We start from the raw sequence: 12686 nt of genomic DNA on the forward strand, positions 1-12686 counted from the left end.
ACTCGGATCATTTTCACAGAGGGAGGCTGCAGCCTACCATTCATCAGCGCTGGCGGAACTCAGGCTTTGTTGGCGTGATCGCAGAAAAGACCAGATATGGCTGATGGAAAGCTGTCGTCAGTGGCTATAGCTTAACGTTCTAAAGCGCCACTGGAGCTTTACCGGCGTTTCTGATGGACTGTCTTTGTCATGACGCCCGTGCAGATGTAATGGGCCAGTCATGGCAAGGGGATACCCTGGGCTTGAACCTGAAGAGGAGACAGGATATGAGCTTGCAACACCGTAGTGAAACGCCCAAGACCACGAACCCGGCGCACAATGCTGAATGCGGTTCGATCATCGATGGCCAGGGCCGTGAGGTGCCGATCACCGATGAGATGATCAAGAAGGCGTGCGAAGAACTGGAAAAAAGCCGCGCCGATCGGTCGAAAAAAGACTGATTGACCGAATTGACTCAACCCGGCGCTTGCGCCGGGTTTTTATTGGCTTCACGGATTGTTGGGGGAGATGATCTGCTGGCTTGGCTTGGATTGGCTGGCTGGCTGGCTGGCTGGCTGGCTTAGAAATGGTGGGCTTATCCATTTGATGGGGTGGCGCCACTGGCCCCTTCCGCCCTTACGGCGGGTCACTTTTTTTCTTGGAAAAAAGTAACCAAAAACCGCCTGCTCCATCATACGGCCCTTCGCTGCGCTGCGGGTTCCCTCGCTCCGGTCTTGCTCCGGGAGGACCGCGCTGTACGGCCCATCCTGGGCCTCAGCGCTTTCCGGCCATCCATGGCCTCCACCTCCCTGCACAAGACCTCCACTCGGCCTCCTGAAGTCGCCAAGTTACGGGTGGCGTCTGGGCTGGCGTTGTCTTCGATAGTGGCAGGTGTGGTGGATATTCGGGCCTCTTCGCGGGACAAGCCCGCTCCTACAGGATTTGCGCCGAATTCAAAATTTGCGCAATCCCTGTAGGAGCGGGCTTGTCCCGCGAAGAGGCCGGTACTGGCAACGCAAATCGCAGGGCGCAGCCCTGCCAGCCACCCCAGAAATCCGCTGGTAGATAAACAAAGCGAGAGCGCAGCGATTCGCCTGCCGTTGCCCTGATTGGTGTAGAGCCAGGCAGGTATGCAAATCCTGTAGCAGCGGCGGTGCGGCGATCCGACATGCCCCGCGGAAAGGCCGGTACAGCGCCGAATTCAAAATTTGCGCAATACCTGTAGGAGCGGGCTTGCCCCGCGAAGAGGCCGGTACTGCCAATGCAAATCGCAGGGCGCAGCCCTGCCAGCCACCCCACAAATCCGCTGGTAAATAAACAAAGCGAGAGCGCAGCGATTCGCCAGCCGTTGCCCTGGCTTTTGATCTTGATCTTGCTCTTGATCTACCAGCGACTTCAGGAGGCCGAGTGGAGGTCTTGCGCAGGGAGGTGGAGGCCATGGATGGCCGGAAAGCGCTGAGGCCCAGGATGGGCCGTACAGCGCGGTCCTCCCGGAGCAAGACCGGAGCGAGGGGACCCGTAGCGCAGCGAAGGGCCGTATGATGGAGCAAGCGGTTTTTGGTTACTTTTTCAAGAAAAAAAGTGCCCCCCCGTAAGGGCGGAAGGGGCCAGAAAACCCACCACATCAAATGGATAAGCCCCCAACCTACAAGCCCCAACCCATCATCCCGTAAAGAACCTTTTACTGACCCAAACCTCGTGCTGGCTAGCAACCACTAAACCAACTCACAACCCAATGCATTGACCATCTGAACCAACTGCGCCGAGTCACCGCGCACACGCACCGCCAGCCCCTCGATTTCCCGCCGCTGCGGATAATGCTTGCGCAGCAGGTCGAAAGTCGCACGCTGCTCGACCGGATCAGCACTCAGGCTACGCCGAAAGTCTGCATCGTCACGGCGTGGGTCATACACCGCCCGACATACCGTGGCCAGCGCCCAGGCCGGATCGCAGCCGGCATTCAACTCAAGCTGAGCCAAGCCCGGCTCCGGCAGCAACTCCGCCAGTTGCACCTGCTGCACCTCACCGCGCCATTGGCAGAAGGCCTGGTAGATCTGCGCGGTACCACGCTGCTTGCCGTCGAGGCTGTAGCCGGCGATGTGCGGGGTAGCCAAGGTGCACAGGTCGGCCAGGTCGAGGTCAACCGCAGGCTCGCCCTCCCACACATCCAGTACCGCATGCACATCTTCACGCGCCAACAGCAATTCGCGCAGGGCCTGGTTGTCCACCACAGGACCACGGCTAGCGTTGATCAGCCAGGCCCCCGGACGCAGACCTGCCAATTGCTCGCCAGCCAGCAGATGCCAGGTGGCGTGCTCGCCCTGGCGCTGCAGGGGCGTGTGCAAGCTGATCACATCGCACTGTTCGAGGATCGTCTCGAGGCTGACAAAGTCACCGCCTTCAGCGGCCTGACGCGGCGGATCACAGACCAGCACCTTCCAGCCCAAGCCATGCAGCACGCGCACCAGACGCTCACCCACTTGGCCGGCACCGACCACTCCATAGACCCGCTCGGCAAGGTTCTCGCCATCCAGCTCGGCCAGGGTCAGCAGGCTGCCCAGTACATAATCGACCACGCCGCGGGCATTGCAGCCCGGAGCACTGCTCCAGTGGATGCCCGCTTCGGCGAAGTAGTCCAGGTCGAGGTGGTCGGTGCCGATGGTGCAGGTGCCAACGAAGCGCACCCGACTGCCCTGCAGCAACTGCCGATCGACTTGAGTCACCGAGCGCACCAGCAGCACGTCGGCGTCCTTGACGCACTGCGCATCGATGCTGCGGCCGGGGTAGCGGCGGATCTCGCCAAATCCGGCAAAGAAGGCATCGAGCAGCGGGATATTCTCGTCGGCAACAATCAGCATGGCGCTCTCCTCTCAGGGGAGCGCAGTGTAGGCGCTACGTCGGGCGCGATCCAGCGCGGCTCAGTCGGCCTTCTTGCGGATCCAGTACAGGTAGGTGCCAGCGTCTTGCTGTTGGTCCAGCAGTTCATGGCCAAGGAAAGCACAGAACTTGGGGATGTCACGGCGAGTCGACGGATCGGTGGCGATGACTTTCAGCAGGCCGCCGGCCGCCAGCTTGCGCACGTGCTGGTGCAGCATCATCACAGGCTCCGGACAGTTCAGGCCGGTGGCATCGAGGACGGCATCAGGGGTGAAATCGGTCATGGGCTACTCCGCGGATGGGCAGCTATTGTCGCTCAAGCGCGAACCGAGGGCCATATCCCCAAGGCGCACGCGGTCCATCGCGGTAATTCGCCGCCTTGCCCAGTCGTTTCTTCAGGACCTTCTTTAGCCTGAGGTACCGCCAATGACCTCCTTCCTGACCAGCCTGATTCGCCGCAACACGGCCAGTGCGTATCGCATTTTCGATATCCAGCTCAAGGCCATCGAGCCGTTGAGCCCATCACTGCGCCGCTATGTGTTTACCGGCGAGGATGTTCGGCACATGAACACCCTCGCCGCAGACCAACGGATCAAGCTGTTTTTCCCCAGCCCCTCGGGCCAGCTGCCGAGCCTGCCCAAGGATGGCAAGTGGCAGCAAGCACGCCGTGGCCTGCCCGCCGAGCACACCCCGCCCATGCGCACATACACCATTCGCCAGCTGGACCGCGAGGCGCGGGAAGTGGCGGTGGATTTTGTCCTGCATGGGGTCAACGGCCCAGCCTCGGCCTGGGCGACCCATGCCCGGCTTGGCGACAGGTTGCAGATGGTCGCGCCCAACCTGGATTACGCCGGTGACCCTGGCGGTTATGAATGGAAGCCACCACAGGGCGTCAAACAGGTGCTGTTGATCGGAGACGAAACGGCCCTGCCGGCAATCGCGGGAATTCTCGAAGGGCTCACCCTGAGCCAACCGGAGCTGCCCGCCGAAGTCTTTGTCGAGGTGCCGCTGCAAAGTGACTGCCTGCAGCTGCTCCACAGCGCAGCGACCACTGTGCACTGGTTACCGCGCGACCTGCTGCGCTGCGAGCACGGCCACGCCATGCGCCATGCCGTACGCGAACTGGCACAACTGCCGAGCATGCGTGTGTGCAAACAGCCGGACCTGCACGACGTCGACATCGAGCAAAGTATTCTCTGGGAACGCGCCAGTGGCGACCCAAGCGAGTTTTATGCGTGGGTCGCGGGGGAGTCGGCCACGGTCATGGAAATCCGCCGCTATCTGCTCAAAGAGCGCGGGCTCGATCGGGACAGCGTGACATTGATGGGCTATTGGCGTGCGGGGCGCAGCTTCGAATAGCCTTCGCACATCCAGGGCCGCGCTGCGGCCCTGAACTGATCCCTCAGGTATGCGCCAACGCCGCCTGCAACGCGTCGGCAAAGCGCTGGGCGACCTCGTCGATCTGCTCGGCACTGATGATCAACGGTGGCAAGAAGCGCACCACGGCGCCATGACGGCCGCCCAGTTCGAGAATCAGCCCACGCTTGAGGCATTCACGCTGCACCACCGGCGCCAGACTGCGGTTCGCCGCGGGATGGTCTTGTGCGTCGCGCACAGCCTGTGGGTCCACCAACTCGACCCCGAGCATCAGGCCACGCCCACGGATATCGCCCAACTGCGGATAATCGCGCTGCAGGTCGAGCAGGTGCCCGCGCAGCCGGTTGCCCATCGCTTCGGCATGCTCGGCCAGGCGATGCTGGACCAGGTAATCGATGACTGCCGAACCTGCCGCCATGGCCATCTGGTTGCCGCGGAAGGTCCCGGCATGCGCGCCTGGGCTCCACGTGTCCAGCCAGTCCCGGTAGACCACTACCGCCAGTGGCAGGCTGCCGCCGATGGCCTTGGACAGGGTGACGACGTCGGGCACGATACCGGCGTGTTCAAAGGCAAACATCTTGCCGGTGCGGGCAAAACCACTCTGGATCTCGTCGACGATCAACGCCACCCCGGCCTGCTCGGTGATCCGCCGCACGCCGCGTAGCCACTCGACATCGGCCGGGATCACGCCACCCTCGCCCTGTACCACCTCGAGGATGACCGCAGCCGGCAGGGGGACGCCACTTTCGGGATCGAGCAGGAGGTTTTCCAGGTAATGCAGGTTGGCCCGCACACCCGCCTCGCCACCCAGGCCGAACGGGCAGCGGTAGTCGTAGGGGTACGGCATGAACTGCACGCCATTGCCCAACAGCGCGCCCAGTGGCTGCTTCGGCCCGTGGCTACCCATCAGGCTCAACGCCCCCTGGGACATCCCATGGTAGGCGCCGTGGAACGCCAGGACCGTGCTGCGCCCGGTGGCGATGCGCACCAGTTTCAGCGCCGCCTCCACAGCGTCGGTCCCGGTGGGTCCGCAGAACTGCACCTTCGCTTCGCGGCGCAGGCCTTCGGGCAGAATGGCGAACAGGTCCTGGACGAAGCGGTCCTTGACCGGTGTGGTCAGGTCGAGGGTGTGCAGCGGCAGTTCGTCCGCCAGCACCCGCTGGATCGCCTCGACCACCACCGGGTGGTTATGCCCCAAGGCCAGCGTGCCGGCGCCGGCCAGGCAGTCGATGAACTGACGGCCTTCGACATCCTCGACATAGATGCCACGGGCACGCTTGAGCGCCAACGGGATGCGCCGCGGGTAACTGCGGGCGTTGGATTCCTGCTGTTGCTGGCGCACCAGCAGCGGCGAATCGGCAAATTGGTACAGGGGTTGCGGCGCGGCGGCCGGCAGGATCTGGGCAAGGCTGGAAGCGGTCGACACTGGGGAGTCCCTCGCAAGCGATATGGTGGCATCGCTTGGAAAACGCTTCAGCGGGGCGGCGATTTAGCGCTTACACAGGATTTGTGCGTTGGCTGCCCCGGCCTCTTCGCGGGGCAAGCCCGCTCCTACACGGATCCGGGAATGGCCAGTTGCAATTCGCGCAGAGAACAAAGCCCGCAAGCGCGCCACATATCCCTGTAGGAGCGGGCTTGCCCCGCGAACACCGGCAAAGCCGGTGCCTGCCAGCCGACCGGGCACGCCCCGCCACACCCTCAGCGACCCAGCCGCGCCGGCACCTGCAACCACACCCGCAAGCCGTCGCTGCGGCTGTCAAAGCGCAAGCTCCCCGCGCAGCGCTGAACAATCGCCTGAACAATCGCCAACCCCAACCCACACCCGCCACTCTGGCCATTACGCCAGAAGCGCTCGGTCAAATGCTGCAGGTCGCCCTCAGTGATCCCCGGCCCATGGTCACGCACCATGAACCCCACCTGCCCATCGGCCATCTGCAGCTCCAATTCGACCGCAGCATCACCGCCATGACGCAAGGCGTTGTCGAGCAGATTACGCAAAGCTGCCACTGCCAGTGGCGCCGGCAAGCCCAAGTAGATTTCAGCCGCTTCCTGTGGCAAACGCACGAGAATCCGCCGGTTATCGCCGCCGCCGGCATCCTGCACCGCCTGGCGCGCGACCTGTTCGGCACTGCACTGGATGCCATCGTCGAACGACAGGCTGCCTTCCACCCGGGCCAGCAGCAGCAACTGCTCAAGGGTGCGGTGCATGCGATCGGTGCCCTGCTCGGCGTGCACCAGGGCCTGCTCACGCACGGCGCCGTCGGTCATCTGTGCCACCTGCAGGTGGGTCTTGATCGCCGTCAACGGGCTGCGCAATTCATGCGCCGCATCGTCGGTCAGGCGCCGTTCGCGCTCGAGGGTCTGGGCGATCCGCAGGAACAGCTGGTTCTGGGTCTCGAGCAAAGGCTGCAGCTCGCTGGGCATGCCCGCCACCTGCAACGGCTCGACGCTGTCGGCGCGCCGCTTGCGCAAGGCGTCACGCATCCGGTTGAGCGGCTCCAGGCCCTTGCCCAGGCCAATCCACAACAAACCAAGGCTGCCGAGCAGGGCCATCAGCACCGGGGCCGAGGCGGCCAGCAGGATCGACTGGTTGAGCGCCTCGCGCTCCATGTGACGGTCTGCGGTGGTGATGCGCACGTCACCGTGATCGAAAGTAAAGGTGCGCCAGCTGGCGCCATCGATTGTCTGGTCAGCAAACCCGCTGCGCTGGTCATCCATGGCACCGTCATGCTTGTGGTTGCTGGCCAGGATCTCGCCGCGCAACGAGCTGACCTGGCAGGCCATGCCATCTGGCACGCTGAGTTGATCGGCGGAAAAATGCGCTTCTTCGCCCTTGGCTGCCAGCGGTTGCGGCAACTGGTCGATCAGCCCGGCAACCATGCGCGCCGACGCGACCAGGCGCTGATCGAGGGAAAACATCATTTGCTGGCGCAGGTCGCGCAGCATCCAGGCGGCCGCCAGCACCCAGATGACGATGAAGGCGCTGCCGAGAATCAGCGACAGACGCACGCGCAGGCTCATGGGGTGATCTCTTGTGGCGCCTGGGCCGGGCCGAGGCGATAGCCCAAGCCGCGCACGGTCTCGACAATGCTGTTACCGAGTTTGCGCCGCAGGTGGTGGATGTGCACGTTGAGCGCGTTGCTCTCGACTTCATCGCTGAAGCCGTAGACACAATCCTTGAGCTGTTCGCTGGAGAGCACCCGCCCGGGGTTCTGCAACAGCGCTTGCAACAAGGCCTGCTCGCGGCGGGAAAGGTCTACCGGCTGGTCGGCCAGAAACGCCTCGCAGCTGCTCGGATCGTAGCGCAGAGGGCCGTGCTCGATGACGTTGACGGCACGCCCGGCCATGCGCCGCAACAGCGTGTGCAGTCGGGCCGCCAGCTCGCGCAGGTCGAACGGCTTGAGCAGGTAATCGTCGGCGCCAGCCTCGAGCCCCGCCACCCGGTCGGTAATCGCATCGCGCGCCGTCAGTACCAGCACCGGCAAGGTTTCGCCTTGCTGGCGCAAGCGGCGCAGCAGTTTCAGGCCATCTTCGTCGGGCAGGCCAAGGTCGAGGATCATCACGTCGAACTGCGCGGCCTGCAGCAGCGCGCGGGCGGCCGAGGCGCTGGCGACCCGGTCAACGGTCAAGCCCTGGGCAGCAAGCCCGGCGCAGATGCCGCTGGCGATCAGGTCGTCGTCCTCGCAGAGCAGTACGTGCATGATGGGTCTCCATTAGGGAGTGAACATTGCGACATGCAGTGATTAAGTGAAGATTATGTACCACGCAAGCCGGTGCAGTCCTGCCGGTGTAGGACCGGGTTAACCCTCGGTTAATCAGTCAAGGCCAGCATGGCCACTTTCCCGCATTGCCAAGGCCCAGACATGCGCGTTTTTCTGATCTTGTTGACCTTTTTCCTGGCCGGCCCGCTGCAGGCCAACCCGTTCGAGGTCAAGCCTGACTTCCTGCCCGTCGGCGAGGCCTTCGTGCTGAGCCACGATCGCCTGCCGTCAGGCGAAATGCGCGTGCACTTCCAAATCAAGGACGGCTACTACCTCTACCAGAAACGGCTGAAGTTCGACGGCCTGACGCCGGCGCAACAGCCAACCCTGCCGGCCGCGCTGAACCACCACGACGAATTCTTCGGTGACAGCGCCGTCTACCGCGGCGAGCTCGAGTTGCTGTTGCCGGCCAACGCCAGCGGGCAACTGCGCCTGGGCTGGCAAGGCTGTGCCGATGCAGGCCTGTGCTACCCGCCGCAGACCACCACCCTCGAGCTCGGCGGCGACGCCGTGGTCGGCGCTGAACAAGCCAGTGATCAGGCCCTCGCCAGCGACCTGCAGCAAGGCAACCTGGCCTGGGGCCTGCTGGCCTTCTTCGGCCTCGGCCTGTTGCTGGCCTTCACCCCCTGCTCGCTGCCGATGCTGCCGATCCTCGCCGGCCTGGTTCTGGGCAACGGCGCCAGCGCCCGGCGCGGCTGGCTGCTGGCAGGTGTCTACGTGCTGAGCATGGCCCTGGTGTACGCCGCACTCGGCGTGGTCGCCGCGCTGCTCGGCGCCAGCCTCCAGGCCTGGCTGCAACAACCGTGGCTGCTGGGCAGCCTGGCCGCGTTGTTCATCCTCCTCGCCCTGCCCATGTTCGGGGCCTTCGAGTTGCAATTGCCGGCCGCCCTGCGTGATCGACTCGACCGCGCCGGGCAAGGCACTCGCGGCGGCAACCTGTATGGTGCTGCGCTGCTCGGCGCGCTGTCCGGGCTGCTCATGGGCCCGTGCATGACCGCGCCGCTCGCGGGCGCCCTGCTCTACATCGCGCAGAGCGGTGATGTACTGCACGGCGCGCTGGTGCTGTTCAGCCTCGGCCTGGGCATGGGCGTACCGCTGCTGTTGCTGGTCACCCTGGGCAATCGCTACCTGCCGCGCCCCGGCGCATGGATGAACCTGGTCAAGGGCCTGTTCGGCTTCGTCTTCCTGGCCATGGCCCTGTACACCGTGCGCGGCCTGCTGCCAGCGGCGCTGCTGCTGGCGCTGAGCGGCAGCTGGCTGATCGCCCTCGCCTGGGCCGCCTGGCCGGCCCTGCAGCGCCTGCCTGCCCTGCGCGCAGCGCCGCTGCTCGCTGCCCTGTGGGGAGGCCTGCTGCTGGTGGGTGCCGCAGCGGGCGGCAGCAATCTCTGGCAACCCTTGCAGCCCTTCACCGCCAGCCAGGCACCGGCCGCGACCCATGCTGAGGAGGCGTTCACCACGATCAACCGCCCAGAAGACCTGCAACGCGAGCTGCAAACGGCCAAGGCGCGTGGTCAATGGGTACTGGTCGACTACTATGCCGACTGGTGCGTATCGTGCAAGGTCATGGAAAAACAGGTGTTCGCCCGCGCCGATGTGCAAGCCAGCCTCGCCGATGTGCACCTGCTGCGCCTGGACGTCACGGCTGACTCGCCGGCCAGCCGTGAACTGCTGCAGCGCTACCAAGTGCCGGGCCCGCCCAGCCTGATCTGGGTCGGCCCGGAGGGTGAAGAGCGACGCGCCCGGCGCATCACCGGCGAGGTCGATGCGGATACTTTCCTGCAACACTGGACACAGACCCGGAGCCAAGGCTGATGCTGACCGTAACCCTCGGCCCTTTGACCATGGCCCTCAACCACCTGCTGATGCTGGCTGCCCTGGGGGTGGCCAGCGTGGTCGGCTGGTGGGTCGCCCGACGCGGCGGCGTGAGCCCGGAGTCGGCCTTGTTCAACCTGTTCCTGCTGGGGCTGCTTGGTGCACGCCTGGGCTTTGTCCTGGCCTACTGGCCGATGTACCGCGAGGAGCCGCTGCAGATCATCGACATCCGCGACGGCGGCTTCCTGCTCTGGGGCGGCTTGCTGGCCATCGTGCTCGGCGCGTTGTGGCAAGGCTGGCGCCAGCCTGGCCTGCGCCGCCCATTGGGTTGGGCACTGGCCAGTGGCGCCGTGTTCTGGACCTTGGCCAACCTCGGCAGCCATGTCTACAGCAAAGGCACCGAGCTGCCTGAGTTGACCCTGCGCACCGCCGCCGGAACACCCATGGCGTTGCACGATTATCGCGGCAAACCGCTGGTGATCAACATCTGGGCGACCTGGTGCCCGCCCTGCCGGCGCGAGATGCCGGTGCTGCAACAAGCGCAGCACGACTATCCCCACGTCACGTTCCTGTTCGTCAATCAGGGCGAGACCCCCGAGAACGTCAGCACCTTTCTCGCCACCACCGGCCTGAGCCTGACCCACGTGCTGTTCGACGGCGGTGGCCAACTGGCGCAGCGGGTCGGCTCGATGGCACTGCCCACCACCCTGTTCTACAACGCCGAAGGACGTCTGCTCGGCAGCCACCTGGGGGAGCTGTCTCGCGCCAGCCTGCGCCACGCCCTGGAACCCTTCGACCGGGCGAGCACGCCCGCTTCCGCCGTACAAGGAAACTGAAATGCGCTTGAATGCACTCCTGCCGCTGACCCTCGCCTTGCTCGCCGCCCCCGTACTGCAGGCCGAGGAATTGCCCAAGGCAATCCAGCAACTGCAAGCCAAGGGCGCCGTGATCAAGGGCAGCTTCGATGCCCCCAATGGCCTGCGCGGCTATGCCGCCGAATACCAGAACAACGGTATCGCCCTGTACCTGACCGCCGACGGCAAGCATGTGCTGGTTGGCAGCCTGTTTGACGAAGAGGGTCAGGACCTCAGCGCCGCGCCGCTGGAGAAACTGGTCTACGCGCCCATGAGCAAGGCCGTCTGGGCGAAAATGGACAAGGCTGCGTGGATTGCCGACGGCAAGGCGGATGCACCGCGCACGCTCTATGTGTTCAGCGATCCCAACTGCCCGTATTGCAACCTGTTCTGGCAGCAGGCGCGGCCTTGGGTCGAGTCGGGCAAGGTGCAATTGCGACACATCATGGTCGGCATCATTCGCGAGGACAGCCCGGGCAAATCAGCCACATTGCTGGCGGCCAAGGACCCGGCCAAAGCCCTGCAGCAACATGAAACAGCGGGCAAGGCCAGCACCCTCAAGGCACTGGAGAAGATCCCGGCAGAGGTCCAGAACAAGCTCGACGGCAACATGGCCCTGATGGAAGAGCTGGGCCTTGCAGCGACACCTGCCATCTTCTACCTGGACGAACAAGGACGCCTGCAAAGCCAGCAAGGCGCGCCGCGACCAGAGATGCTCGGCAAGTTGCTCGGCCCGCGTTAAGCGGTACGGGGCTGCCTGGCAGCCCCGCTCATCATCAGCCGTTGTTGCGTGGCTTCAGGTCCAGCCGGCGCAGGTGGCAGGTGACCTCTTCACGGTCGTGGTAGAGCTGCTTGCAGGCAATCGACACCTTGATCTTGCGCGCCTTGAAGCCCTCTTCGATACGCTCGAGCAAACGCCGCACTTCGGCATAGCGTTGCTTCATGGGGAGCTTGAGGTTGACCACCGCTTCGCGGCACAGGCCCTCGCCCAACCAGGTCTCGATCAACGCAGCGCTCCGCGCAGGCTTCTCGACGATGTCACAGACCATCCAGTCGACCATCTGTTTCGGCTGCCAGGTAAAGCCATCGGCCATCAGGTGCTGGACCAGGCCAGTGTCCATCAGGCTCTCGGCCATCGGACCATTGTCGATGGCAGTGACCAACATGCCGCGCTTGACCAACTGATAGGTCCAGCCACCTGGCGATGCACCGAGGTCGACCCCGGTCATGTCGTCGTGCAGGCGCTGCTCCCATTGATCACGCGGGATAAACTGGTGCCACGCTTCTTCGAGCTTGAGCGTCGAGCGGCTGGGCGCTTCACGGGGGAACTTCAGGCGCGGAATACCCATCGGCCACAGCGCGGAGTTGTTCGCCTCGGCAAAACCGACAAATACCCGCCGGCCACTGATAAAGCTCAACAACAGGCGCGGCCGATTGGCGTCTTCAAGCAACCGCCCAGCCTTCTCCAGCGCTTTGCGCAGGGGCACTTCAAACTTGCGACAGAAGGTCGACAGCTCTTTGCCATCGTTGCTGTCGAGCACTTCCAGCCACATGCTGCCGGCCACCGGGGCGTCGGCCAGGTACTCGAGCAGCACGCTGATACGGTCAGTTTCCGGCAGTTCAAGGTAGGCGCCACGCGCCCACTGACGCGGGAAGATCAGCTGCGCAAAGCGCAGTTCACGCATCAGGCGCGCGGCACCGTCCGGCTCACTGCAGACGAACTCGGCACTGGCGCTCTGAGGCTTGCCTTTGGCGTAGCCGGCAATCCCCAAGCGGGCAGCGTGTTCGCTGATCTCGGCGCAGACCTCGCCCTCGAAACCGGGCCGGCAATGCATGAACAGGGTATTCATTTCTCACTCCACATCGCTGGCGCGGGCCGCCAGCCTTGATCCAGCGCATGTCACGCACCGGCAGGGCGGGGATGATAAAGGAAGATCGGAACCAGCGACACGCCCCGCCTGTCCAGTACTGGGTCGGGGCCGACAAATCGGTTCTAACCTGACCACTCAGCCAAGGTCCGTACCGT

11 protein-coding genes are annotated in these 12686 nt (G+C 64.3%); 5 read left to right on the forward strand and 6 right to left on the reverse strand.

Features of this window, described 5'->3' with window-relative positions; all coding sequences use genetic code 11:
- Window positions 1-266: 266 nt before the first annotated feature.
- Entirely contained in the window at window positions 267-440 is a 174-nt protein-coding gene (locus J3B00_RS20775) for a PA1571 family protein (RefSeq protein WP_209871212.1), read from the forward strand.
- Window positions 441-1694: 1254 nt separating this feature from the next.
- Here J3B00_RS20775 and pdxB read toward each other — a convergent pair.
- The gene (pdxB, locus tag J3B00_RS20780; RefSeq protein ID WP_209871215.1) at window positions 1695-2837 is read right to left on the reverse strand and encodes a 4-phosphoerythronate dehydrogenase PdxB; all 1143 of its coding nucleotides are present in this window, start codon (window positions 2835-2837) and stop codon (window positions 1695-1697) included.
- Window positions 2838-2897: 60 nt separating this feature from the next.
- Window positions 2898-3140 (reverse strand): sulfurtransferase TusA, encoded by a 243-nt coding sequence (gene tusA / locus J3B00_RS20785; protein WP_209871218.1) that lies wholly within the window; start codon window positions 3138-3140, stop codon window positions 2898-2900.
- 142 nt (window positions 3141-3282) lie between these two features.
- Between tusA and J3B00_RS20790 the strand changes: the two genes are divergently transcribed.
- The gene (locus tag J3B00_RS20790) at window positions 3283-4215 is read left to right on the forward strand and encodes a siderophore-interacting protein (protein WP_209871221.1); all 933 of its coding nucleotides are present in this window, start codon (window positions 3283-3285) and stop codon (window positions 4213-4215) included.
- 43 nt (window positions 4216-4258) lie between these two features.
- On the opposite strand, the gene J3B00_RS20795 is transcribed toward J3B00_RS20790, so the two are convergent.
- The 3 genes from J3B00_RS20795 to J3B00_RS20805 all read right to left on the reverse strand — a co-directional run bounded on the left by J3B00_RS20795 (window position 4259) and on the right by J3B00_RS20805 (window position 7934).
- Window positions 4259-5659, reverse strand: a complete 1401-nt coding sequence (locus tag J3B00_RS20795) for an aspartate aminotransferase family protein (RefSeq protein ID WP_209871224.1) — start codon at window positions 5657-5659, stop codon at window positions 4259-4261.
- 272 nt (window positions 5660-5931) lie between these two features.
- Window positions 5932-7254, reverse strand: coding sequence for an ATP-binding protein (locus J3B00_RS20800; RefSeq protein WP_209871227.1), 1323 nt, complete (start codon window positions 7252-7254; stop codon window positions 5932-5934).
- On the reverse strand, window positions 7251-7934 hold the full coding sequence (locus tag J3B00_RS20805; protein ID WP_209871229.1) for a response regulator transcription factor: 684 nt from the start codon (window positions 7932-7934) through the stop codon (window positions 7251-7253). Before J3B00_RS20805 ends, J3B00_RS20800 begins: the two co-directional genes overlap by 4 nt.
- A gap of 162 nt (window positions 7935-8096) precedes the next feature.
- Between J3B00_RS20805 and dsbD the strand changes: the two genes are divergently transcribed.
- The 3 genes from dsbD to dsbG are packed head-to-tail and all read left to right on the forward strand — an operon-like array spanning window position 8097 to window position 11402.
- A complete protein-coding gene (dsbD, locus tag J3B00_RS20810; protein WP_209871233.1) occupies window positions 8097-9806 on the forward strand; it encodes a protein-disulfide reductase DsbD in 1710 nt (569 codons plus the stop codon).
- Window positions 9806-10642 carry a TlpA disulfide reductase family protein gene (locus J3B00_RS20815; protein ID WP_209871236.1) on the forward strand — a complete coding sequence of 279 codons (837 nt, stop codon included), beginning with the start codon at window positions 9806-9808 and terminating at the stop codon, window positions 10640-10642. The genes dsbD and J3B00_RS20815 overlap by 1 nt, the downstream gene beginning before the upstream one ends.
- Before the next feature lies 1 nt (window position 10643).
- Window positions 10644-11402 carry a thiol:disulfide interchange protein DsbG gene (dsbG, locus tag J3B00_RS20820; protein ID WP_209871239.1) on the forward strand — a complete coding sequence of 253 codons (759 nt, stop codon included), beginning with the start codon at window positions 10644-10646 and terminating at the stop codon, window positions 11400-11402.
- A 34-nt stretch (window positions 11403-11436) separates the two neighbouring features.
- Here dsbG and rlmM read toward each other — a convergent pair whose 3' ends face one another.
- Window positions 11437-12510 carry a 23S rRNA (cytidine(2498)-2'-O)-methyltransferase RlmM gene (rlmM, locus tag J3B00_RS20825; protein ID WP_209871243.1) on the reverse strand — a complete coding sequence of 358 codons (1074 nt, stop codon included), beginning with the start codon at window positions 12508-12510 and terminating at the stop codon, window positions 11437-11439.
- Between the last annotated feature and the right edge of the window lie 176 nt (window positions 12511-12686).

This window comes from Pseudomonas sp. BP8, from assembly GCF_017875955.1.
Lineage (GTDB): Bacteria > Pseudomonadota > Gammaproteobacteria > Pseudomonadales > Pseudomonadaceae > Aquipseudomonas.

Excerpts from the sequence above, each read along its gene's own strand:
- J3B00_RS20775 (WP_209871212.1), top strand. The coding sequence starts at position 267 with ATGAGCTTGCAACACCGTAGTGAAACGCCCAAGACCACGAACCCGGCG.
- pdxB (WP_209871215.1), bottom strand. The coding sequence starts at position 2,837 with ATGCTGATTGTTGCCGACGAGAATATCCCGCTGCTCGATGCCTTCTTT.
- tusA (WP_209871218.1), bottom strand. The coding sequence starts at position 3,140 with ATGACCGATTTCACCCCTGATGCCGTCCTCGATGCCACCGGCCTGAAC.
- J3B00_RS20790 (WP_209871221.1), top strand. The coding sequence starts at position 3,283 with ATGACCTCCTTCCTGACCAGCCTGATTCGCCGCAACACGGCCAGTGCG.
- J3B00_RS20800 (WP_209871227.1), bottom strand. The coding sequence starts at position 7,254 with ATGAGCCTGCGCGTGCGTCTGTCGCTGATTCTCGGCAGCGCCTTCATC.
- J3B00_RS20805 (WP_209871229.1), bottom strand. The coding sequence starts at position 7,934 with ATGCACGTACTGCTCTGCGAGGACGACGACCTGATCGCCAGCGGCATC.
- dsbD (WP_209871233.1), top strand. The coding sequence starts at position 8,097 with ATGCGCGTTTTTCTGATCTTGTTGACCTTTTTCCTGGCCGGCCCGCTG.
- J3B00_RS20815 (WP_209871236.1), top strand. The coding sequence starts at position 9,806 with ATGCTGACCGTAACCCTCGGCCCTTTGACCATGGCCCTCAACCACCTG.
- dsbG (WP_209871239.1), top strand. The coding sequence starts at position 10,644 with ATGCGCTTGAATGCACTCCTGCCGCTGACCCTCGCCTTGCTCGCCGCC.
- rlmM (WP_209871243.1), bottom strand. The coding sequence starts at position 12,510 with ATGAATACCCTGTTCATGCATTGCCGGCCCGGTTTCGAGGGCGAGGTC.